Source organism: Vibrio sp. (assembly GCF_038138445.1).
Taxonomy (GTDB): Bacteria; Pseudomonadota; Gammaproteobacteria; order Enterobacterales; family Vibrionaceae; genus Vibrio.
The window spans coordinates 1-21993 of record NZ_JAYQDQ010000037.1 but is presented as its reverse complement, the minus strand read 5'-3'; the positions used below and the strand labels follow the sequence as shown (position 1 = coordinate 21993).

The 21993-nt window shown below is 42.2% G+C and carries 23 protein-coding genes and 2 pseudogenes; 6 read left to right on the top strand and 19 right to left on the bottom strand.

Annotated features, from left to right (window positions below; translation table 11 throughout):
* Positions 1-86: 86 nt before the first annotated feature.
* Positions 87-449, bottom strand: a pseudogene (locus AAFM34_RS11340) (diacylglycerol kinase).
* Positions 450-706: 257 nt separating this feature from the next.
* Here AAFM34_RS11340 and plsB point away from each other — a divergent pair.
* Entirely contained in the window at positions 707-3142 is a 2436-nt protein-coding gene (plsB, locus tag AAFM34_RS11335) for a glycerol-3-phosphate 1-O-acyltransferase PlsB (protein WP_341662896.1), read from the top strand.
* Positions 3143-3220: 78 nt separating this feature from the next.
* Here plsB and ubiA read toward each other — a convergent pair whose 3' ends face one another.
* Positions 3221-4075 (bottom strand): 4-hydroxybenzoate octaprenyltransferase, encoded by an 855-nt coding sequence (gene ubiA, locus AAFM34_RS11330; RefSeq protein ID WP_341662894.1) that lies wholly within the window; start codon positions 4073-4075, stop codon positions 3221-3223.
* A complete protein-coding gene (locus tag AAFM34_RS11325) occupies positions 4076-4615 on the bottom strand; it encodes a chorismate lyase (RefSeq protein ID WP_341662892.1) in 540 nt (179 codons plus the stop codon).
* A 162-nt stretch (positions 4616-4777) separates the two neighbouring features.
* Between AAFM34_RS11325 and AAFM34_RS11320 the strand changes: the two genes are divergently transcribed.
* Positions 4778-5203: a flagellar basal body-associated protein FliL gene (locus tag AAFM34_RS11320; RefSeq protein WP_341662890.1), complete on the top strand. Its 426-nt coding sequence runs from the start codon at positions 4778-4780 to the stop codon at positions 5201-5203.
* A 26-nt stretch (positions 5204-5229) separates the two neighbouring features.
* On the opposite strand, the gene glpG is transcribed toward AAFM34_RS11320, so the two are convergent.
* From glpG to ftsY, 6 genes are all read right to left on the bottom strand, one after another.
* Complete coding sequence (gene glpG, locus AAFM34_RS11315; RefSeq protein WP_341662888.1) at positions 5230-6060, bottom strand: rhomboid family intramembrane serine protease GlpG; 831 nt, start codon at positions 6058-6060, stop codon at positions 5230-5232.
* A 14-nt stretch (positions 6061-6074) separates the two neighbouring features.
* Positions 6075-6395 (bottom strand): thiosulfate sulfurtransferase GlpE, encoded by a 321-nt coding sequence (glpE, locus tag AAFM34_RS11310; RefSeq protein WP_341662886.1) that lies wholly within the window; start codon positions 6393-6395, stop codon positions 6075-6077.
* A 412-nt stretch (positions 6396-6807) separates the two neighbouring features.
* Positions 6808-7665 (bottom strand): RNA polymerase sigma factor RpoH, encoded by an 858-nt coding sequence (gene rpoH / locus AAFM34_RS11305; RefSeq protein WP_341662884.1) that lies wholly within the window; start codon positions 7663-7665, stop codon positions 6808-6810.
* A 163-nt stretch (positions 7666-7828) separates the two neighbouring features.
* On the bottom strand, positions 7829-8794 hold the full coding sequence (gene ftsX, locus AAFM34_RS11300; protein WP_341662882.1) for a permease-like cell division protein FtsX: 966 nt from the start codon (positions 8792-8794) through the stop codon (positions 7829-7831).
* On the bottom strand, positions 8787-9458 hold the full coding sequence (gene ftsE, locus AAFM34_RS11295; protein ID WP_341662879.1) for a cell division ATP-binding protein FtsE: 672 nt from the start codon (positions 9456-9458) through the stop codon (positions 8787-8789). The genes ftsX and ftsE overlap by 8 nt, the downstream gene beginning before the upstream one ends.
* 21 nt (positions 9459-9479) lie before the next feature.
* Positions 9480-10616 carry a signal recognition particle-docking protein FtsY gene (gene ftsY, locus AAFM34_RS11290; RefSeq protein ID WP_341662877.1) on the bottom strand — a complete coding sequence of 379 codons (1137 nt, stop codon included), beginning with the start codon at positions 10614-10616 and terminating at the stop codon, positions 9480-9482.
* Between the two features lie 208 nt (positions 10617-10824).
* Here ftsY and rsmD point away from each other — a divergent pair, with 208 nt between their 5' ends.
* On the top strand, positions 10825-11439 hold the full coding sequence (gene rsmD, locus AAFM34_RS11285; RefSeq protein ID WP_341662926.1) for a 16S rRNA (guanine(966)-N(2))-methyltransferase RsmD: 615 nt from the start codon (positions 10825-10827) through the stop codon (positions 11437-11439).
* A complete protein-coding gene (locus tag AAFM34_RS11280) occupies positions 11436-11702 on the top strand; it encodes a DUF1145 domain-containing protein (RefSeq protein WP_341662875.1) in 267 nt (88 codons plus the stop codon). The genes rsmD and AAFM34_RS11280 overlap by 4 nt, the downstream gene beginning before the upstream one ends.
* 41 nt (positions 11703-11743) lie before the next feature.
* Here the strand turns inward: AAFM34_RS11280 and AAFM34_RS11275 are convergent, their stop codons facing one another.
* The 10 genes and pseudogenes from AAFM34_RS11275 to rhtB form a co-directional block, all read right to left on the bottom strand.
* Positions 11744-12328 carry a YhgN family NAAT transporter gene (locus AAFM34_RS11275; RefSeq protein WP_341662873.1) on the bottom strand — a complete coding sequence of 195 codons (585 nt, stop codon included), beginning with the start codon at positions 12326-12328 and terminating at the stop codon, positions 11744-11746.
* Positions 12329-12498: 170 nt separating this feature from the next.
* Entirely contained in the window at positions 12499-13122 is a 624-nt protein-coding gene (locus tag AAFM34_RS11270; RefSeq protein WP_341662871.1) for a lysoplasmalogenase, read from the bottom strand.
* A 902-nt stretch (positions 13123-14024) separates the two neighbouring features.
* On the bottom strand, positions 14025-14390 hold the full coding sequence (locus tag AAFM34_RS11265) for a DUF4145 domain-containing protein (RefSeq protein ID WP_341662869.1): 366 nt from the start codon (positions 14388-14390) through the stop codon (positions 14025-14027).
* 335 nt (positions 14391-14725) lie between these two features.
* The gene (locus AAFM34_RS11260; RefSeq protein ID WP_341662867.1) at positions 14726-15703 is read right to left on the bottom strand and encodes an amidohydrolase family protein; all 978 of its coding nucleotides are present in this window, start codon (positions 15701-15703) and stop codon (positions 14726-14728) included.
* A gap of 27 nt (positions 15704-15730) precedes the next feature.
* Positions 15731-15979, bottom strand: a pseudogene (locus tag AAFM34_RS11255) (acyltransferase family protein); the annotation flags it as partial.
* A 6-nt stretch (positions 15980-15985) separates the two neighbouring features.
* A complete protein-coding gene (gene arsJ / locus AAFM34_RS11250; RefSeq protein WP_371833275.1) occupies positions 15986-17167 on the bottom strand; it encodes an organoarsenical effux MFS transporter ArsJ in 1182 nt (393 codons plus the stop codon).
* Positions 17168-17229: 62 nt separating this feature from the next.
* Entirely contained in the window at positions 17230-18231 is a 1002-nt protein-coding gene (locus AAFM34_RS11245) for an ArsJ-associated glyceraldehyde-3-phosphate dehydrogenase (protein WP_341662863.1), read from the bottom strand.
* Between the two features lie 17 nt (positions 18232-18248).
* The gene (locus AAFM34_RS11240; protein WP_341662861.1) at positions 18249-18596 is read right to left on the bottom strand and encodes a metalloregulator ArsR/SmtB family transcription factor; all 348 of its coding nucleotides are present in this window, start codon (positions 18594-18596) and stop codon (positions 18249-18251) included.
* A 105-nt stretch (positions 18597-18701) separates the two neighbouring features.
* On the bottom strand, positions 18702-19928 hold the full coding sequence (locus AAFM34_RS11235; RefSeq protein ID WP_341662859.1) for an EAL and HDOD domain-containing protein: 1227 nt from the start codon (positions 19926-19928) through the stop codon (positions 18702-18704).
* A gap of 13 nt (positions 19929-19941) precedes the next feature.
* The gene (gene rhtB, locus AAFM34_RS11230) at positions 19942-20559 is read right to left on the bottom strand and encodes a homoserine/homoserine lactone efflux protein (protein ID WP_341662856.1); all 618 of its coding nucleotides are present in this window, start codon (positions 20557-20559) and stop codon (positions 19942-19944) included.
* 85 nt (positions 20560-20644) lie between these two features.
* Here rhtB and AAFM34_RS11225 point away from each other — a divergent pair, with 85 nt between their 5' ends.
* A complete protein-coding gene (locus AAFM34_RS11225; RefSeq protein ID WP_341662855.1) occupies positions 20645-21634 on the top strand; it encodes an alpha/beta fold hydrolase in 990 nt (329 codons plus the stop codon).
* Between the two features lie 114 nt (positions 21635-21748).
* Positions 21749-21993: HAD-IIB family hydrolase (locus AAFM34_RS11220; protein ID WP_341662853.1), on the top strand; the 245-nt coding region annotated here is incomplete at its 3' end.

Below are 21993 nucleotides of genomic sequence, written 5' to 3'. Positions count from 1 at the left end.
TTTTTATACAGTTAACTGTGAGTATATCCAGTAATCATTTAAATGAAAAGCCAATTGGTGTTTTTTTGATTCAGTTAACCTTTTGACTACAAAAACAATACTTCTGCCCACACGTAAGCAGTCAATAACATGGTTAGCATCACAGCCGCAGAACCAATGTCTTTTGCTCGGCCAGATAGGGGATGATGCTCTGGACCAATTCGATCCACCACAGCTTCAATTGCACTGTTAAAAAGCTCTGCAATCAAAACAAGGACAACGGTGGCAATGAGTAAAATACGCTCAACCTGAGTGATATCCAACATCACAGCAGTAGGTATCATGATGGCACTTAATACGACTTCTTCACGAAAAGCTGGTTCATTACTAAACGCAGAACGTAAACCTTAGCATGAGTATCGAGTCGCATTTCTAATTCGTTTTAATCCATGAAGTGTTTTCTGTGGCACATGCTTTCCTTTATAGCAAACTCAAGAAGTATTTATCCCCACGCTTTAGCTTTGTCGACAGGTTTATTGCTTAGCATGGAGATCGCAAGCATAAAGTCAACAGACTCAAAATATTAAGTGACATTGGCGTGCTTATATTCAATTTACGGTAAAAGGTTCGACCAGTTTCTGGTATTCTTGCAACCCCAAAAAAGTCAGCGTTGGTGAAACTCAGCGTGGCTCCTGCGATTTATCTGTTTTTCGAGGCTATAAACCTTATGTCTTCAGGACAATCATTACCAAGTGCATTACTGAAATTGCCTTTATCAATGATGGTAAAAGGAACAACCATTCCATCTAACCCCATTGAAGATCATGGTATTGATCTGAACAAACCCATAGTTTATGCACTGCCCTATCGGTCAAGTGTTGATTTGCTCACGCTCCAAACGCAAGTCATCCAATTGGGTTTACCCGATCTGTTCACTCCGATAGAAATCAATGGTAAGTCGTTCCGACGCTATGTGTTCATCTCTTCTCGTCAAACTGTGATGAGTAACGATCATAATGTGCCGAATGAGTCCATAACTCTATTTTCAGAGCTACTTGAACAGCACAAATATGACAATAAACTTGATGTGCAAGTTATCCCGACATCAGTATTATGGGGCAGAAAGCCAGGCAAGGAATCACAAAAAACACCTTATTTGCAGGCGTTTAACGGCCCAGAAAAAGCGGTTGCAGTTCTGAAATATGGTCGCGACTGTCTAGTTAGAATCAGCCCTGTCGTATCACTTAGGTATATGGCTGACTCCCATGGCACAGACGCATCAATCGCTCATAAACTTGCCAGAGTAGCTCGAATTCATTTCTCACGCCAAAAGTTAGCGGCTTCTGGACCAAACTTACCCAATAGAGAAGCCCTCTTCGCTCGCCTAATACGTTCAAAAGCGATTATTAAGGCGATCGAAGATACAGCCAAAACTAAAAATATATCACTAGAAAAAGCTCGCAAAGAAGCGCATTCAATAATGGATGAAATCGCCTCAGATTTCTCCTATTCAATGATCAAAAAAGGTGAGCGACTACTGAGTTGGCTATGGAACCGCATATATCAAGGCCTTAATATCAATAATGCATCAGTAGTGCGTAAGCTAGCTCAAGATGGTCATGAGATAGTTTATGTACCTTGTCATCGCAGTCATATGGATTACTTGTTACTCTCCTACGTTTTGTACCACGAAGGTATGGTGCCGCCACATATTGCGGCAGGTATTAACCTTAATTTCTTTCCAGCAGGGCCCATATTTCGCCGCGGCGGCGCTTTCTTTATTCGCCGCAGCTTTAAAGGCAATAAGCTCTATTCCACTATTTTTCGTGAATATCTGGCTGAGCTATTTTCCAAAGGTTACTCAGTGGAATATTTCAGTGAAGGAGGCCGCTCTCGCACAGGTCGCCTACTGCAAGCTAAAACAGGCATGTTGGCGATGACAATTCAAGCCATGCTTCGTGGCTTAAACCGCCCTGTCACCCTAGTTCCTGTCTATATTGGCTATGAGCATGTCATGGAAGTCAGCACATACGCTAAGGAGCTAAGAGGGAAGCGAAAAGAAAAGGAAAATGCAGGACTGGTATTAAAAACGATTAGAAAGTTACGCAACTTTGGCCAAGGTTACGTCAACTTTGGTGAACCAATTCAGCTTAATCAATACCTCAATGAACAGGTTCCAGAATGGACGCAAGACATAGATCCTGTCGGTAGTGCTAAACCTCAATGGATTAACCCTGTAGTCAATGTACTTGCCAATAAAGTCATGACACATATCAACGACGCAGCGGCAACCAATGCTCTGACGCTATGTGCTACCGCTTTGCTTGCTTCACGCCAACGCGCTCTGTCAAGAGATAGCTTGATTAAACAAGTGGATTGCTACTTAGCACTGCTAAAAAATGCTCCCTATTCTTCTACGTTTACCATACCTGATGAGAGCGCTGAGGAGCTAGTGAGTCATGCAGAGTCACTGGATAAATTTGTCATCGACTCTGACAGTATGGGTGATGTGGTCTCTCTTGATCGTAACCAATCAATACTGATGACCTACTATCGCAACAATATTATCCACTTATTTGCGATTCCCTCTTTGATTGCCCAAATCCTTATCCGTCATCAAAAACTCAGCTTGAAAAAGATTAAAACGAATGTTGCCTTGATTTACCCTTTCCTTCAGCAAGAGCTCTTCCTAAGTATTGAAGATAATAAGCTGGGTGAATTCACTGAATCAACGATAGAGGAAATTGCTCGTTTAGGCCTTGTTACTGTCGATGGGCGACATAATGTGGCAATTAGACAAGATAATATCCAGATGCTGATGTTACTAGGCCGTACAATTACCGAAACCCTTCAACGCTACGCCATTACGCTCAATCTATTACCGACCAGCCCAAATCTAAACAAAGGAGATTTGGAGCAAAAAAGTCAGGAAATAGCCCAAAGATTGGGGCGTCTACACGGTATTAATGCACCAGAGTTCTTCGACAAGGGTGTATTTTCATCCATGTTAACCACTTTAAAGCAGCAAGCTTATTTGGATAACGATGGAAACTGTGACCAAGAAAAGAGTCAAGTGCTCGCTGACCTACTGTATTCATTACTTTCACCGGAAGTGTGCTTGACTATCAAAGAGAGTATTTGCCAAGCATCAGACACCCCATAAATACATACAGCAGCAATCATCTAAACCAGAAGAGGCAACCTATTTAGGTTGCCTCTTCCTTTGTAATATCTTTAGCCTTTACCAGAAACTGAACCACAATCCCGCAGCGATCGCCATCCCAACATAGTTATTGTTTAAAAATGCACTAAAGCATTTTTCTCGCTCACGATAATAAGTTAGGCGTTGCTGAAAAACAAACAAGCCAGCCACTATCCCCAAACTTAAGTAGTAGCCTAGCCCTAGACCATACCACCAACCTAAAGCAATCAGCATAGTTAACGTGGTCAGCTGCAATAAACCAATCACTAACTTATCCCAGCGTCCAAACAAAATGGCCGTCGACTTAATACCAATTTTAAGGTCATCATCTCTATCAACCATCGCATATTGGGTGTCATAGGCAATGGTCCAGATTGCATTGATAGTAAAGATATACCATACCACTGGAGATAATTCGCCAGTTTGAGCTGCCCACGCCATAGGAATAGACCAACTAAACGCCAATCCCAGAAAGAGCTGAGGAAGGTGAGTGTAGCGTTTCATGAATGGGTAGATAAACGCCAGCAGTAAAGCAATAAGTGACAACTTTATCGTCAGCGTATTCATGGTCAAAACCAATAAGAAAGACATCAAGCATAAAATCAAAAATAAGCCTATGGCTTCAAAAGCACTAACTCTACCCGAAGGTAAAGGCCGCTGATGAGTTCGCTTCACATGGCCATCCACCCTGCGATCGGCAAAATCATTAATGACACAACCAGCGGAGCGCATAAAGAGTACACCAAGAACAAACACTAGCAGGACTTTTAAATCAGGAATGCCCTGTGCTGATATGACAAGAGCCCACAATGTTGGCCACAATAATAGTAATGTACCAATGGGTTTATCCATTCGCATTAGTTGCCAATATGCGTGCGCTTTTGTGGCTATCATTTACTCGCTCTCCTCGTTATATAATGGCGCGCTGGGTAAAAATAGCTCTGCGATCAACATTGGCTTTTGATTTACCCACAAACGAGAACGACGTGCTAGAAAGTTACCATCCGCTGTTTTTGCCCAGCCGACTTGAAGAGAGTCACGTTTAATGTCATCAGAAGTAAACACGGTCAAACCTAGAGGCGTTTCTCCCTGACGAGTAAAGTCAAATTCATGCCCATCCATCGATGACTGTGGAATTAAAGTTCGACCAAGCACCCAAGGACAAGTATCTCCTTTCAGCACTACTTTTCGCAGCAAGCAGGGTTCTCGCTGCAAAAGTTCCACTTCCTGGCTATTAAGTTTCTCCGCTTTAACCACTTTGTTATGCAGCAAGTCGACACTTAATACTTGGCAGTGAGATTCCAATAAACGAGACAGTGACCCCTTCTCTAGCAGCCAGTTTTTCGAAATGTGATTTGGGAAGCAGAACTTCTCAGGATCTTGCCAGTCGGCTTGGCGAAGAGCAGATAAATAGAGCGAAGTAGATTGATTCATACTAGTATTCAATAAGTAGCTTTGTCGCCATTGCATGAGAGTGTGGCTATATTATAGAGCCATTACTTAATTGTCTCGTGCACAATTCTCTAAAAGTGTTCTATTGTAACAAGAGTCTGGCGATTCTAGTATCATGATTCGAAAAAAAGAAAAGACAAACCTATGATTAAACGTTGCTTAGTCCAGTTAGTGTTTATATTAAGTATATTGTCCAGCTTTTCTTCCTTAGCCGAAGGAGAAGGGGAAGGGGAAGGGGAAGGGGAAGATAAACTAGCTTATTTTACTCTAGAGCCCGATCTCACCACTAACTTTTATACCAAGGGCAAGGAACTTGGATATATTCAGGTTCGCATTGATATCATGGTGGCCAACAGCGCTGATTTATCCGTGATTGAACTTCACCAGCCACTTATACGAGACGCTGTTATTGAGCTCCTCGGAAAACAATCTGGCGATACCATTACCTCACTGGCAGGACGAGAAGATTTGCGCAAGACCTTAGTCGATAAGTTGAATGCTATTTTATTGCCAGAGACAGGGAGAACGGTCATTGCTGACCTGCTATTTACCAAGTACTTGTACCAGTAGCCGTAAAAGAGGTGGCTAGAGCCACCTCATTGCTTCATTCTTCCGGCATCCAGCAAACCAATCACCACACCACAAAGCAAGCCAACCAAATGGGCCGTATTTGCTATGGCCATGAAAGGCTGAACAAAACCAAGCACTAGCCATATCAACATAAACCCAATAATGGGCTTGGGTATGCTGAGCTGAAGGTAAGGGGCTTTGTACCCTAGCATCCAAAGGTAACCAACTAGCGCGTATACAACGCCAGACAAACCACCAAAATTAGCCCCTTCAACCCAATATTGCCCAGCACCAGAGAGAACCGAAGAAACAAAAAACAGCTGAGTCAGCTTCTTCGCTCCGAGTTTTCGCTCAATATCTCCGCCCAGTTGCCACCACCAAAGTAGATTAAAGGCAATATGGACGATGGAAAAATGCAACAACGCATGACTAATCCAGCGCCACAACTGCCACTCTTGCCCAGCTAAAGCAGGAAAATGCAGCGCAGCAAAAACGGCCCTTCCAGCCCCAAATTGCTGTAAGAAAAAAATCACGATACACAAGACCATAATAAATATGGTCGCTGGGCCAGCTTTTGCCTTGAGCATGGACATTATTGAAGGAGAAGAATAATGAAATTGGTTAGTGCGACTTTCAGCCATATCCCAAGACGCGGCTTGATAACGACTATCGTTAGGGCTTTTTAGGAAACGTTGCAGCTCTGACTCCGCTTCTGTCTGATGCTGGGGATCAACAAGCCATAAGATAAACTGATCATTACCTTCCGGCATCATCTTAATATGAATATGTCGAGACGCCATATAGTCAATAAAAGCTTGACCCATTCTAGGGTTAGGTAGTGAAACAAGTCTTATCATGCTCATGCCTAAGATCAATTTGATTCAATAGGCAATTGGGCACGTTGCCAAGCTTCAAATCCACCATCAACACTATACACCTGTTCATAGCCTTGATTAATCAAATATTGTGCTGCGCCCTGACTGCTGATCCCGTGATAGCACATAACCAAAATCGACTGTTCAAACTCAACTTCCTCCATAAACTGAACCATAGTTTCATTCGTCAGATGATAGGCTTTTTGCGGATGGGCGATCGAAAAAGACTGAGGATCACGAATATCAACTAAGCGTGCATTTCCCTCTTCCAATAGCGCTTGCGCACCTAAGACATCGATATGTTGAAACTGATCCATTCTACGGCCTCTTTTAAAACACCAATATTGAGAGCCATTGTAACCTATCCAATGGTAAACAAGTACACTATGTCAATATGGTTATCCACTTTTGATCATTTATTTATCAGTTGTGGATAAATCTGTGGATTGCGTTGATAAGGTATACAAACAGCCATCGATCCACAACATATAGTAATGATCCTTATTTTTCTGTGTGGATCATACAAAGTATCCCCAATCAAAAATTGATGCTAGAGCCTTTATTCACCCGACTTTTTTACATTAAGCAAATAAATTTATCACAGAGTTACCCACAGGCAAGTGACGCAAAATTCGATCCAAAACTTGAGTGTGGAAATCTATTGTCGATCCCAAAAAATAAAAAAACCGAGACCTTACGATCTCGGTTTTTAAATACTATCAATCGTGACTAGAAGTCACCAACGGCAAGCTTAAGCTTTTTCATTGCATTCTTTTCTAACTGGCGAATACGTTCTGCGGAAACATTGTAGGTCTCTGCTAAATCTTGCAGAGTTAGCTTGTTATCTTCTAGCCATCGAGAGCGAACAATATGCTGGCTACGATCATCAAGGCTTGATAGTGCTAGGCTGAGACGTTGGTTAGTATGAGCTTCCCAGTTTGCCGCTTCAACATTATCCGCAACATCGGACGCCTTATCTTCAAGATATAGCATCGGGGCTGAATACGATACCCCAGCGTCATCATCATCACTTTGCAATTCAAAAGCGGCATCTTGTGCAGCAAGGCGAGATTCCATCTCTCGAACCTCTGCAGGCTCTACACCAAGCTCTTTGGCAACCGTTTCTACCTCACCATTGTTGAACCATCCCAAACGTTTTTTTGACTTACGTAAGTTGAAGAAAAGCTTACGCTGGGCTTTCGTCGTTGCTATTTTGACTATGCGCCAGTTGCGTAGGACGTATTCATGAATTTCTGCCTTAATCCAATGAACAGCAAATGATACAAGACGAACACCCACTTCAGGGTTGAAACGTTTAACAGCCTTCATCAGGCCAATATTGCCTTCTTGAACTAAGTCTGCCATTGGCAGGCCATAACCAGAATAACCTCGAGCAACATGCACGACAAAGCGCAGATGAGAAAGAATCAGGCCTTTAGCCGCTTCGATTTCGCCATCATAATGCAAGCGCTCTGCCAGCTCACGCTCCTCTTCAGCGCTCAGCATGGGGTAGCTGTTCACTGTGCGGATATAACTATCTAAACTATCTTGTGTAACTACAGCCATTGGATATGTTTGGTTAGTCATTCATTTCCTCATTAAAATACGAGATCTGGATTCGGTTTTGTTCAGTTAATAGTGAATCTAACGTGAGCAAGATTCAAGCATATCAGAACTATTATGCATAAACCTTTCACTGATACAAGTAAAAGGCTCATTATGCCTCACTCTGTTTTGAGACAACCTGCTCTTACACTGGTTCAATTTCTTTCAGGTGACGCTGAGCAGAGACTTTTGCAGCCAAGCAGCCAAGGAAGACTCCAAGCATTAACAACAATAAACTTTCATCCCAGCTCAAACTCACTAACCGGAACTGGCTGTCATATAATAACGCCAACTCTTCCACACTCGCATTGAGTACAAGTGTAATCACAACCGTTAAAGTCCAAGCGATCAGAGCACCTAAAAGCCCAAACCACATACCTGAATACAGATATGGCCTCAAAATGAAACTGTTGGTCGCACCTATCAACTTCATGGTCTGGATTTCTTCTTTGTTAGCAAGCACATTGAAGCGCAAGGTATTACCAACAATCAAAAACACCGAACCCAACATGAGCACTGACAAGGTAATAACGATTCCGCAGACTAGTTTTTTTATCGCATCCAATCGCGTTAACCAGTCCTCGTCTAAACGAACATCAGTGATTTCCTCTTCTTTCGCAATATCAGCAGCCATCTGCTTTATTTCAGCTTTATCTTCAGTGCTTGGGGTAATAATTAACACACCAGGCAAAGCATAATCATCAAGCAATGATATCGCCTGCTCAAAACCAGAATGCTGGCTCAAATCTTCGAGACCTTGTTGAGGAGAGATATATTCCACTTTGGAAACCTGTTCCATAGTTTCCAATTTGTCTTTTAAAACCATAATCCGTGACTCAGGGGTTTGTTCACGTATATAACCACTCACTTTGGAAGGACTGGTTACATTTACTGAGGCAACAGATAAGTTCTTACCTAACAAATACAAAGCTGAAGGCATCGCCAAAGCCATGGATATCACTGCCAAAGTGAGGGCATTACCTAGAGGACGAGACCATATCTGAGCGAAAGACGCTTTCGCCTGCCTGATATGCACAGCAATAAAGCTATCACGCTTAACATGATTTTGAGGTCGAACTTTGGCTGTTTTCCGATTGCGCACGTTAGGCATAGTCTTCTACCTCACAAAGAAAGCCCTGATTCAACTCCAAGTGACGATACTGTGGGCGAGTATTCACTAACCCCGCATCATGAGTGGCGAGCAATATAGTTACGCCAGCACGGTTAAACTCTTCGAATAATTTCACCACTCGATTTGATAAATCTGGGTCCAAATTACCTGTAGGTTCATCGGCAAGAAGTAGTGTAGGCCTATTAACCACAGCTCGGGCAATACCGACTCGCTGCTGCTCACCGCCAGAAAGCTGACTTGGCAGACACTTAGCTTTATCGAGTAAGCCTGTTTTATCTAGGGCAGCACAGACCCGCCGTTTAATATCACTCTCGGAGATAGACTCAATACGCATAGGTAGGGCAACGTTATCAAACACCGAACGGTCCATCAGCAATCTATGATCTTGAAAAACAATGCCTATATTACGACGCAAAAAAGGAATATCTTTACTTGGAATACGAGTGATATCGTGATCATTGAAGCTGATTTTACCATCAGTTGGTCGCTCTATCGCACAAATCAGTTTGAGTAAGGTACTTTTACCTGCCCCTGAGTGCCCTCCGAGAAAAGCCATCTCACCACGACGCAAGTAGAAATCCACTTTCTGTAAGGCTTGTCTGCCACCACGATACGCTTTACTTACTTGCTTAAACTTTATCACTCGTCATTCCTCTCACTAGGCCTAATCTTCGCGGCTAAATAAAGCGTCTATAAACTCCTGAGTCTCAAATGGACGTAGATCGTCAATATTCTCTCCCACGCCAATGTAGCGAATAGGGATCTGGAACTGATCAGCAAGAGCGAAGATAACGCCGCCTTTTGCTGTTCCGTCTAGCTTAGTTAAGGTAATACCTGTCAAGGGTGCCACATCACTAAACAGCTTTGCTTGGCTGATCGCATTCTGGCCTGTTCCAGCGTCCAATGTCAGCATAATCTCATGAGGTGCAGTGTCGTCGACTTTCTTCATCACTCGGACAATTTTTCTTAACTCTTCCATTAAGTTAGCTTTATTTTGCAAACGTCCAGCCGTATCAGCGATGACCACATCAAACCCTTTTGCTTTTGCAGATTCAATCGCATCATAAATGACTGAAGCACTGTCTGCTCCAGTATGTTGGGCAACCACAGGAACTTGGTTACGCTCTCCCCATACTTGTAACTGTTCCACAGCCGCAGCGCGAAATGTATCGCCAGCGGCTAACATCACTTTCTTACCTTGAGCTTGGAACTGTTTGGCTAGCTTACCTATGGTTGTTGTTTTACCTACACCGTTTACCCCTACCATCAAGATCACGTATGGCGTTTTATCCGTATCAATCTCAAGCGGTTTTTCAACACTTGCTAATATACCAGCCATTTCTTCTTTAAGCAGACCATACAGAGCTTCACCATCTTTAAGCTCTTGGCGAGAGGCTTTCTCAGTTAAGTTATCAATGATTTTTAGTGTGGTATCCATACCAACATCAGCGATCAGTAACTGCTCCTCTAGTTCCTCAAAAAGCTCGTCATCAATCTGCTTTCCTTTAAACAAACCAAAAAAGCCAGCACCAATGTTTGCTTTAGTTCGAGCCAAGCTGCGTTTTAAGCGAACAAAAAAACTCTCGGTTGGCTTTTGTTGTTCAACAGCTCTATCTTCTTGCAGTGGTTCTTCCACTGGTGATTCTAATCGGCTCTCTTGTACAGGTTGTTCAATAACCTCTACTTGTTCAACAACTTCTGTGGTGTCCTGTGATTTCTGTTCATGGTCCGTTTGGCTAGTCTGCTCTTCCTCACCAAAACCTAGCCAAGAAAGTAATCCGCGTTTCTTTTTTTCCGTCATCTGGGGATATCCTAGATTGTCTTAATTTACTCTGACACTTTTCATCGGGTATTGTCCCGATTACGAAAAGAAAAATGACAACAAAGTGAAAAGTTTTCAGCACAAGAGTGATGGTATACACTTTGTCATCAACAAATTTGGGCTTTACTCAGGTCGAACTCACTGAGTGACTTGGTATAGTATCACTTTATTAGCGGTCAAAGAATCTATGGTACGACGTCGCCACCAAAACACATCACAAAAAAAGTCTTCCTCCGGCTTTGTGCGGATCATTAGCGGCTTATGGAGAGGGCGAAAACTGCCTGTTCATGATGCAGAAGGGTTAAGACCAACAACTGATCGCGTAAAAGAAACCCTCTTTAACTGGCTATCACAAGACATACCTCATGCAAAATGCCTTGACCTATATGCAGGTTCTGGGTCTTTGGGCTTTGAAGCTGCCTCTCGGCAAGCCGAAGAGGTCACTATGATTGAACTCAACCAAAGTACATTTGCACAATTAAAGCAAAATATCTCATCGCTAAATGCAAAAAACCTCACAGCCATCCAGGCTGATACTCTGAGCTATCTGCAGCGATCTGGATCGCCACATCATATTGTGTTTATTGATCCCCCCTTTCATAAAGGCCTACTGCAACAAACCCTTGCTCTTCTCGAAGACAATGGATGGTTGGCAGATGATGCCATGATTTATATTGAAACAGAGAAAGAGCTTAAGCTGGAAGGCGTTCCCAATAATTGGCATTTGCACCGTGAAAAGCACGCAGGGCAAGTAAGCTATCGACTATTTTTAAGAATACAAGACGACAAGAGAGTATTATGAAAGCACTACTGATAATGGCTAAAATGGCAATTGGATTTGTATGGCTAATCCTGCTGCTAAACTTTTTTATGCCCTTTCCGGGTAAAGCAGCCATTGCGCTCTATATATTAACGGCATTTTTATTCATGATGCACGGCCTGCAATCGGCTATCTTCATAGGCGCGTTCGGTGACAAGATAGAAATGACAAGCTGGGAAAAATGGTCAATTTTAATATTTGGCGTCTTTGCCCTGCTGGATATTCGCCGCAAACATATGATGTGACACTTAACCAAACCGCCGCTCACTCAAGCGGCGGTTTGGTTCTAGCTAAGATAACTTTTTACTCCGTTAAGAAACATCTGAGTAGAAATCATCACAAGCAAAAGCCCCATCAGACGCTCAATTGCCTTGAGCCCTCGCTCTCCTAGAATACGGTGAAAGAAGCTATAAAACATAAGAATAAAAAACGTCGCTCCCCAAGCCAACATTACAGCTGCGGATAGCTCGACTAACTTATCCGGATGCTGCGTTGACAAAAGTAGTAAGGCTGCGATAACCGAAGGCCCTGCAATCATAGGAATGGCCATAGGTACGATGAAAGGCTCTTCACCCGCGGCTAGGCCTGTAATGCTTCCCGCACTAGGGAAAATCATTTTAATTGCAATGATAAATAAGATAATTCCACCAGAGATACTCAATGTTTCAGGCTGCACATGAAGAAAACTCAGAATCGCTTTACCGGCAAATAAAAACAACATCAGTATCAGTAATGCAAAGACCAGCTCTCGAATCAAAACTTTGCGCCGGCGCTTTGGGTCCAAATGTTTCAAAATCGATAAAACAATAGGAAGATTACCAAGCGGATCCATAATAAGAAATAGCATGGTCGCAGCAGAAAGGATTTCCATCAATTAGCCTCCACAGGCACTAGTTGCGAGCCTTCATATTTAGCCTGAGCACCCTAGGTATTGCAAGCAAATCAAAACCTGTAAATGATAACTCGAACAGCAAAACATCAATCAGAGTTATCAGACAGCTCTCTCATGACTTTATACTTGGTACGTCGAATGCTCTATTACTATGCGATTAGGGAAGCGACTATCAACGAGTGAGCGAGTAAATAACTACCCGAAATAAGATAACGACCATAGGTGATAGGGTGTTTGTAATCATGTATAGCCAAAAGAGCTGCAGAGCATGTCAAGGTAAGGGTTCCCACAAAACCCATCATACTGGGTACAGTGCCTGCCATTAGCCATAACTCTCCTGCAGCCCAATTAAACTGAAATAGCACCATCCCCATTATAACAACAGGAAAGATGACTCGATCAATTTTTGGCAGCATAAGAAAAAATACAACGACACCAATCGCAAGCAGCATAGCGGGAAGCCACCACACTATTCCACCGGACAGCATCAACCAATAAGCAGCGCTATAGCATAGCTGAGCAAGAATAAAGGCTGAAAAACAGAGCTGTTTCTTTTTTTTATAGATGTGTAGAACATCGGCAAACATAGAAACTACTATGCCCAAGGTAACCCACCATACGGACACATCATCAGGCCTAGCCTGCGTCCACAGTATAATTACCAGCATACAAAGAGAAAGTGTTTTAAACACAGCAGCCTGATCATATTGGCTGCGTTCGTTAGCATTGATGCTAATAAACCCCGATAACGCGACTGAAAGCCAGCTCCACATGCTTCCCCCTATTCTAAATCAAGTCGCCAGTGTAGGCAGGCAAACAAAGAAGTCCAGAAATGAAAGGCAAAATTTCGATCTGGGTTAGGCTCTATACTGAGCAATGTTATAACTAAAAGTGAGAATAAAAATGGAAAACCTACCCACTTTATCCATCTCACAACCGAAAAAACAAATACACAGAAAAAACCAAAGAAAGCTTACAAATCCAATTAAAAAATTAAGAAAAATAAATTAAAATCAGTAGTTTAAACAAGAAAAAGAAAGTTCAATAAACATACACTTTTATATTAAAACCTAACTTACTCAAAATCAAAAAAGAAAACCAAGGCTCTTGCGGTTTCACTCATAAGAAAACTCCACTAATCATACATTTTACCTAACCATGACATTAGTATGTCTTAAAAACACCACAAACAGTAAACTATATAAAAAACCAAGAAATAAAAAATATAAAATCAATAAAAATCAAACGCTTAAATAAAAACAAAAATTAAAATACAAATTTTAAACATATAAAAAGTCAGCTTTAATCATGATTTAATCTAACTTTATCTATCAATTTAAGAGCCTTAGCTGACAATATCATGAGATTTATAATAATTAACACTTGATCAAATTACGGAAGTACTGCTATTCTTAGAATCATAGATTAAAACATAAGCATCGAGGAGCAGGGTTATGATTACTTCTTCACAAAAACAAGGACTTGTAATGATCGCAGTTGTTGTTGGCCTAATGACACTGCCAATGATGTACTAGATCATATCCAATTAAACAAAAAGGGACGCGAACGCGTCCCTTTTTGTTTTATGATATTTTTGTAATCAAATTTGGATTATTTGTTCGACATATTGCAAAATTTTACTATTTACACAAGAGTTGTACTTTTATCGCCTTGGCTATAAATGCTTGGACAAAGTATCCCAGTGAGCATAATAGAATAGTAGTGCGGCCAAAGTCATCAAAGTCATTAAAGTAATAGCGGCCCTCCAGACAAAGCGACTACTTCTCGGAGTTAACTCCTTTTCACATTCATCACACACAGCCAGAAAATCCTTGCGACTTTCAAGTTGATAGTCATCTTCATGAACCACTTTATTGCGAATAGTTGCGATATAGCGTAGTTTTCCAATCACATCATGCGGTAGTCGCTCCTCACAACTGGTCACCAGTTGGTGTAACCCCTTACCTTCTGCGTGATACTGTGTTCGAAGCAAGGTTTCAATTTTCCGTGTCCTCGTGACTACTTTTTCTATATCAGACATAATTTTTCTCCATCGCTAGTATCATTAGCGTACAAAACCAGCCTCCCACAAAAATATCAACAAACAAAGCTTATTATCTATAACTCACTACAATCCATTAAGTAATGTAGAAGAATCAAAGACTAGCTATATCAGGATACTGAAAAATAGTTTACTAACGTGTGATGTGTCTCGAAGAATGCTACAAAGACAAAACGAAGGTAAGATCTGTTTCTATAAAGAGTAAAGCTCAGGATTAGGTTAAGCCAGCTTTCATGGTACTTAGCGAAGGAAGAAACAAGATAGCTACCATTACTTCTTGTTTTTTGCCATGATCTTTGCTGGCAAAGTAGAGTTTATTGCTTAACCAATTTCAGCATATTGTTCTTTGCCATATTATCTGCCACTTCGAGAGGTAGAGCATCCAAGATTTCATCCCAACCAGACAGTACTTTTCCAGTATTTCTGAATTGACCCACTACATCAGATCCCATCATAAAGCGGTGCGGATATTTAGTAATAAGAGATATCCATTCCTCCTTGGACTGACGGCTGCTTAAGATCACATCACGTAAAGACCAAGATGCAAGTACATAAAGGTTCTCATAGTCCTCCAACAACCGTGCCACCTCATCAATAAGAAAAGACAAATCTTGATACTTGAGTAATGTCGCACTAGAACCGGCATGAGCCCATATAAAGCGCGTTTTGGGATTCTTCTCAAGAGCTTCCACCAACTCGTGCTTATACAGCGCTTTCTCTTCACGCTCAGAAGTAATATTACTATGCAATATTACTGGCAAGTGGTGCTTGGCTGCTACCTTATAAACCCTCATTAAAGCAGGATGATTAGCACGTGCCTGCTCACCAAGTGTCAGAGCTGACAAACTGTCATGCCGAGTTAACACCTCTCCAACCCCCTTCCAAAAGCCGGGGCTGTCGTCAATCATTTGTTCTATTTGTTCAGCAGCAAACATATCCGTGGGGTTAAAGCCCGTAATAAAGGGAAAGAAGCGATCTTTATGTGATGATGTACTCAGGGCTCGATACAGGAGATCGTCAGTACGTGAGTAATAATACATGGGAGAGTCATCTCCGAAATCATATTTTGGCGCAACAGGATCATATGAGCTCCACTTTTTTACCACAGGCAGCCCCATGATAAAGGCATGTTCGATGTGATTTTGGTCCATCTTATGCGCTAGGTATTTAATGCCATCAGTACGCTGAAAGAAGTCAACAAAATGAATTTCAGCATCGTTATAACCTCCTTCATAACCATACACGAGAGGACAAAGCGACAAAGTTACACCGGTCAACCACCTTAAACGCATATTAACTCTCCAAGCTAAATGTATCGGTTACGGAAGGAGCCACTGAGTTCTGGCGGACTTAGACAAAAGCCAGCTCATCATTAGAACACCCAAGCCACTCAATACAACCCAGAGTGGGATAACCCACGCAGGGTGACCTTGATGCCAAGCATACTCTTTCATCGGCCAGAGAAAAATAGGATGGAGGATATAAATACCAAGGGTATGTTGACTGATAAAGCCTATAACCTTTTGCGATTGTTTTTCACCAAAATATCTACTCAGCTTAAAAACCATTATTGTCTATGCTGCTTGATGATCCCTGCTCGGTAATTGAATAGAAATTAACGTAGTCAGAACAATAAAAACAAAAGAAACCCACAAACAAGCAGCAAGCCCCGCCAGTTGAAATACCCACCCAGAGAGAACAGTCCCGATTAAACGCCCCATTGCGTTGGCCATATAATAAAAACCCACATCCAAAGATACACCATCGCCTTTGGCATAACTAACGATAAGGTAAGAATGCAAAGAGGAATTGATCGCAAACACTGCGCCAAACATAAGCAAACCCAAGATGATGACTAACTCTGGCTGCCACCCTATTTGAACGCCATATGCGATACCCGCCGTGATCACCGCGAGCAAGCCAGCCCAGAATAACGCCGCTGCACCATCTGGTACACCACCTTCAGAACTGCCTGTTATTTTGGGCGCGATACTCTGCACAAGACCGTAAACAATCACCCAAGAGGCTAAGAAGCCGCCGACCCACAAATGATCCCAGCCAAAAACACTCCCTAGATAAACAGGTAAGGCAACAACAAACCAAACATCTCGTGCACCAAATAAAAACATGCGCGCGGCAGATAAAATATTGATAGAACGCGACTTAGAAAAAATATCATGAAACTTTGGCTTATTTTTCGCCTTACCTAAATTACCTTCTAAACCATACAAGCTGCCGATAAGGACTATGGTCAATATGCCTGCCATCAAAATCACCGCATATTTAAATCCAACTAAAGACAGCAATAACCCACCAATAAAAAATCCCACTCCTTTCAGCGCATTTTTAGAGCCGGTAAGAATAGCAACCCATTTATACAAAGCCCCTTGTTGTTGCTCTGGAACTAACGATTTGATAGAGCTTTTGGCACTCATCTTATTGAGATCTTTTGCAATACCAGATAAAGCTTGTGCCAACATTACCCAAGGGATAGTTAACCATGCAGTAGGGACAGCCAACATGGTTAAGGCGACAATCTGCATTAATAATCCAAGGTTCATGGTCTTATTGAGACCAAACCTAGCCCCCAAGAAACCGCCGACCAGGTTGGTCACTACACCAAAAAACTCATAAAACAAAAACAGAGAGGCGATTTCTAGTGTGCTGTATCCCAAATCGTGGAAATACAAAACCACCAGCATTCTCAATGCGCCATCAGTCACGGTGAAATTCCAATAATTGAACGTCACCAACATATATTGGCGGATATTTTTAGCCAAAAGTATAGTCACAGACTATGCCTCATCTTGTTTTGCTCTCACACATGCCCTACTTTTCTTACTAGCTCAGCAGTGCGTGTTGCATAGCCCATCTCGTTATCATACCAGGCATAAATTTTCACCATCCGCTCACCAACCACCATAGTTGACAGTGCATCCACTATGGTTGAGCGCTGATCGCCTTTATAATCAATCGATACCAGTGGGCGCTCCTCAAATCCAAGAATACCTTGAAGATCCCCTTGTGATGCTTCTTTAAGCAGTTGGTTAACTTCCTCTGGTGTCGTGTCTCGTTTGACTTCAAAAATAATATCTGTCAACGATGCATTAGCTAGTGGGACCCGAACGGCGTGACCATTAATCTTATCTTTTAAATCTGGGAATATTTCAATAATGGCGGTAGCACTGCCGGTGGTTGTTGGAATTAAACTCATGCCACAAGCTCTTGCACGGCGCAAATCTTTGTGTGGCGCATCAAGGATAGTCTGAGTGTTAGTCAAATCATGAATGGTCGTAAATGACGACTTCTCAATACCGAGATGCTCATGGATCACTTTAACTATCGGAGCAATACAATTGGTTGTGCATGATGCCGCAGTGACAATTCGATGTTTTTCAGGGTCAAAGATATTATCGTTAACGCCAACTACAATATTGGCAACGCCTTCTTCCTTTACAGGAGCAGAAACAACAACACGTTTCACGCCTTGAGTTAGATACTTCTCAAGCAAAGAAGTCTTACAGTGTTTACCCGTAGATTCAATCACAACATCGCAGCCAGACCAGTCAACTGCATCAATATCTTTCTCGCGCTGTGTTTTAATTCTTTGCCCTTGAATCACAATGTCGTTAGCTTCAGCTTTCACTTCATGGTGCCAACGCCCTTGCACTGAGTCGAACTCTAACAAGTGTGCTAGCGTCTGCGCATCACCTGCGACATCATTTATTAGAACGAAGTCGATATCTTCCCAATCAAATGCAGCACGTAAAGCGAGACGTCCAATACGGCCAAAGCCATTGATTCCAACTTTAATGGTCATTACTTTCCCCTCTTTCTCTATCTATTTTGACAACAAATGGGCCGCCCAGAAATAGCATGAAGCCTTGCAACATCTTTCTGATATAGCGTTGTTAAACACTGTGAGGCAACCAAATTATCGACCAACTTTTTCATCCAACCGGGCAAGTCCTTACTTAGTCGGTAAAAAACCCACTGCCCTTGCCGGATATCAACTAAAATTCCACTTGATCTAAGCTGAGCGAGATGGCGAGAAATCTTCGGCTGACTCTCCTGTAAAGCCTCGGTTAACTCGCCCACAGATAAACACTGCTCACGCTCAATCAACAACACACAACGCACCCTTGTTTCATCTGAAAGTAATTTAAAAAACTGATGTGGTAACATAATATAACCTTATTCGAATATGCATATATATTTATTTGCAAGAAAGGAAAAATCAATAGGAGATTGACATTGTCATAAAAAGTTCATGGAGTCATGTCTGAGTGGTCAAACGAGCCGGTGGATATCTCTGCTCCAACGTTGTGCTTCTGAGATTCTAGGCATGACCTCATCAACCGACAAGTTAAGCTGGTGACACGCTTTTTGCATCCCTAGCCAATCGGCTTTCTCATAGCACTCTTCTATGTTAAGTAAGATACCATAAGGTCCTTGGCGCTCTAACAAGGCTTTTTCGATTGTTTGGTTTAGAGGTAACTGCCTGACTAATTCTTCAAGAGAGAGATCCAGCAAGGCATCTAATGTAGAGAAAAGACCGATAAGAAATGCTTGCTCCCGGTACTGGTTGAATGGGTTGTCGCGGGCCATCAATTGGCAAAACTGCGCTCGCTGAAGAGACAAATTATACAGCTCTTTTGGCTTTTTAATCGAGATAAAAGAGGCAACGGCGAGAGAAACAAAAATGCGCAACTTATCTTCTCCAAGATACACCAAAGCTTGACGAAACGACGAAATAGTCACTGCCAACCTTTCCGACATCGTATTGACAAAGCGAAGTAATTGGTAAGACAAGGCAACATCTTTAGCCACAATGGCTTCCACCTTTTGAAAATCAACCTCCACTTTGCAAACTTCACGAAGCAGCTCCATTGCAATGATCTGTTCAGGGCTTATATAGCGCTGTTTAATCATCTCTGGTTTACTAAAAAAGTAGCCTTGGAAGAAGGTAAATCCAGCGGAACGAGCAGTTAAAAAGTCTTGCTCAGTTTCAACACGCTCGGCAAGAAATTTACGCCGACTACCACGAGACTTATGCTGTTTAACAAACTCACAAGCCTCCTCTAACCCCATAGCCATAATATCGAGCTTTATAATTTGAACATAAGGTAAGAAGCGCTCCCATGGTTGGCTATAGACAAAATCATCCAGAGCAACAATGTATCCAGCAAGGCTGATTTCCTTAATTGCTTCGTATAATTCATCTGTGGGAGAGCAGGTTTCTAAAACTTCAATGACAACCTTTTCTTTCGGTAGAGTAAGCGGCAAACGCCTGAGCAAACTTTTATGAGGAAAGTTGATAAAGCTGCGTGATTGCACCAAAGCAGGGTTTACCCCGAGAGACAAAAAATTCTCGACAATTAGTCTATATGTGGCCCGATTTGACTCAATATGAGCGGGATAAGCATTCTGCTCCCCATCACGAAAGAGCAGCTCGTATCCCAATGTCTGTCGCCTCGCATTGAAAATTGGCTGGCGAGCCACATATGTATCACGCATTAGCTACCACACACTAGGCTTTGGTTGTCGCGAGTAATGCCCCACAAAATATAAACATGGAGCCAAATAGCTTGTTGAGCTTACTCATCACCTTATCAGAGCCAATAAAGCGGCCCATCTGCGCAGCTAAAGATGTGTATCCAACCATAACTATGGAGTCAATCACTACTGTGGTGATACCTAAAACGAAAAGTTGCGTTAGTTGATCGCCAACAGGGTCAATAAACTGAGGAAAAAGTGCGACCAAAAAAACAACCGACTTAGGGTTAGTCAGGTTAATCAGTGTCGCTTTGCGCATCATGGTACTCGCTGACAAGGCTTTATCGGCGTGGTGCGTGGTTAAGGAAGAGGTGTCTCGCCATTTTTGAACCCCAAGCCAAATCAGATATCCCGCCCCAAACCATTTGATAACAGTAAATGTAGTGGCAGACTGCGCAACGAGTGCACCAATACCCACACCAACTAACACGATATGTATTGCTAGGCCAACCTGCAGTCCAGCAACCGCTGCCAATGACTTACGGGTGCCATATGAAAGACCGTTACTAATAGAATTTACCGTACCAGAACCTGGAGCCAAACTAAACACAACCGCTGTGACTACATAGGCGAACCAAACATGTATATCCACTGTATTTTCTCCTCGACTAAACAACCTTGGCGACACATAATTTAAACTTATCAACTTTATTCGTGTCGGCAGTAGACCCAAGGTTATGAATAAATCAGCCTTAAATATTCAACCCTCTTATACCCAAGAGTTTCATTTTGAGCAAGCAATCAATAGCAATATTGCTCAGTTATGGTCAAGACGTGAAGAAGGTTTTATTCGATCCTTTGATAACACTCGTTTGTATTGGATAAAAATTTCATCAGCCCATAATGACAAAGCCATTGTGATCGTCAATGGGCGCATCGAGTGTGTATGGAAATATCAAGAACTCTTCTTTGACCTCTTCCAGCAAGGTTATGACATTTACTCTTTCGATCATCGCGGCCAAGGTTTGTCTGAGCGATTAGTCGATGACACTCAAATAGGTTATGTTGAAGATTTCGAAGACTATACCCATGATTTGCATCATCTAATACAACACTTCCATTTAGATCAGCACAAAAGCTGCTACCTAATGGGACACTCCATGGGTGGCAATATCGTAACTCGTTACTTGCAAACGTATCCCCAACATCCCTTTGCCGCTATTGCACTATGCGCCCCTATGTTTGGCGTCAATCTATCTTGGCACCTTAAACTCATAGCCATTCCTTTCAATCAGCTCATGGCCGCGCTTTCAAGCCAACCAAAGTTTGCTCCAGGACAACTGCCTTATTATCCAAAGCCCTTTGATGGAAACCTACTCAGTCAAAGCCAAGCCCGCTACCACTGGTTTAGAGCCTTGTATGAGCAAAAACCGGAACTTAAAATTGGGGGCGCTAGCCACCGATGGGTGTGGCAAGGTCTAATGGCCGCCCAAAAGTGTCATCTTATGGCGAGACACATTAAGAGTCCACTGCTCATACTGCAAGCAGGCGATGACAAAATCGTCTCCAACTGTGATCAAGTAAAGTTTTACAAAAAAGTGATTAAAAACAATCACGAGTGTGTGTTAAAAATCATTGATCATGCACGCCACGAGATTTTATTTGAAAAGGATGAATATAGAAACCAAGCACTTGATAGCATTCTCTCTTTTTATAGTCGTTATTGACAAACTAGGAAAAAAATCAAATCTATCTTTACCCTCTTTTTATCCTTATCACTGCTGTAACATAAAGCACTCTTACCCATTGAGCAGTATTTATAAATAAATCGTGAGGATGATATGACAGAAATACGCACCGAATCCCCTTTTCAACTCGTCGCCTCAGATTTAGATGGCACCTTACTCGCACCAGATCATAAACTCAGCGAGTTCTCCAAACATACTTTGAAAGAACTGTTTCAAAAAGGTTATACCTTTATTTTTGCAACTGGTCGTCATCACATTGATGTCGCAGGAATTCGCAGCCAAGTAGGGATACCAGCTTACATGATCACGTCTAACGGTGCTCGAGTTCATGATAAAGA

Bases quoted from the DNA above. Each gene is read 5' to 3' on its own strand.
- plsB (WP_341662896.1), top strand. From the start codon at position 707: ATGTCTTCAGGACAATCATTACCAAGTGCATTACTGAAATTGCCTTTA.
- ubiA (WP_341662894.1), bottom strand. From the start codon at position 4,075: ATGATAGCCACAAAAGCGCACGCATATTGGCAACTAATGCGAATGGAT.
- AAFM34_RS11325 (WP_341662892.1), bottom strand. From the start codon at position 4,615: ATGAATCAATCTACTTCGCTCTATTTATCTGCTCTTCGCCAAGCCGAC.
- AAFM34_RS11320 (WP_341662890.1), top strand. From the start codon at position 4,778: ATGATTAAACGTTGCTTAGTCCAGTTAGTGTTTATATTAAGTATATTG.
- glpG (WP_341662888.1), bottom strand. From the start codon at position 6,060: ATGATAAGACTTGTTTCACTACCTAACCCTAGAATGGGTCAAGCTTTT.
- glpE (WP_341662886.1), bottom strand. From the start codon at position 6,395: ATGGATCAGTTTCAACATATCGATGTCTTAGGTGCGCAAGCGCTATTG.
- rpoH (WP_341662884.1), bottom strand. From the start codon at position 7,665: ATGACTAACCAAACATATCCAATGGCTGTAGTTACACAAGATAGTTTA.
- ftsX (WP_341662882.1), bottom strand. From the start codon at position 8,794: ATGCCTAACGTGCGCAATCGGAAAACAGCCAAAGTTCGACCTCAAAAT.
- ftsY (WP_341662877.1), bottom strand. From the start codon at position 10,616: ATGACGGAAAAAAAGAAACGCGGATTACTTTCTTGGCTAGGTTTTGGT.
- rsmD (WP_341662926.1), top strand. From the start codon at position 10,825: ATGGTACGACGTCGCCACCAAAACACATCACAAAAAAAGTCTTCCTCC.
- AAFM34_RS11280 (WP_341662875.1), top strand. From the start codon at position 11,436: ATGAAAGCACTACTGATAATGGCTAAAATGGCAATTGGATTTGTATGG.
- AAFM34_RS11275 (WP_341662873.1), bottom strand. From the start codon at position 12,328: ATGGAAATCCTTTCTGCTGCGACCATGCTATTTCTTATTATGGATCCG.
- AAFM34_RS11270 (WP_341662871.1), bottom strand. From the start codon at position 13,122: ATGTGGAGCTGGCTTTCAGTCGCGTTATCGGGGTTTATTAGCATCAAT.
- AAFM34_RS11265 (WP_341662869.1), bottom strand. From the start codon at position 14,390: ATGTCTGATATAGAAAAAGTAGTCACGAGGACACGGAAAATTGAAACC.
- AAFM34_RS11260 (WP_341662867.1), bottom strand. From the start codon at position 15,703: ATGCGTTTAAGGTGGTTGACCGGTGTAACTTTGTCGCTTTGTCCTCTC.
- arsJ (WP_371833275.1), bottom strand. From the start codon at position 17,167: ATGTTGGTGACGTTCAATTATTGGAATTTCACCGTGACTGATGGCGCA.
- AAFM34_RS11245 (WP_341662863.1), bottom strand. From the start codon at position 18,231: ATGACCATTAAAGTTGGAATCAATGGCTTTGGCCGTATTGGACGTCTC.
- AAFM34_RS11240 (WP_341662861.1), bottom strand. From the start codon at position 18,596: ATGTTACCACATCAGTTTTTTAAATTACTTTCAGATGAAACAAGGGTG.
- AAFM34_RS11235 (WP_341662859.1), bottom strand. From the start codon at position 19,928: ATGCGTGATACATATGTGGCTCGCCAGCCAATTTTCAATGCGAGGCGA.
- AAFM34_RS11225 (WP_341662855.1), top strand. From the start codon at position 20,645: ATGAATAAATCAGCCTTAAATATTCAACCCTCTTATACCCAAGAGTTT.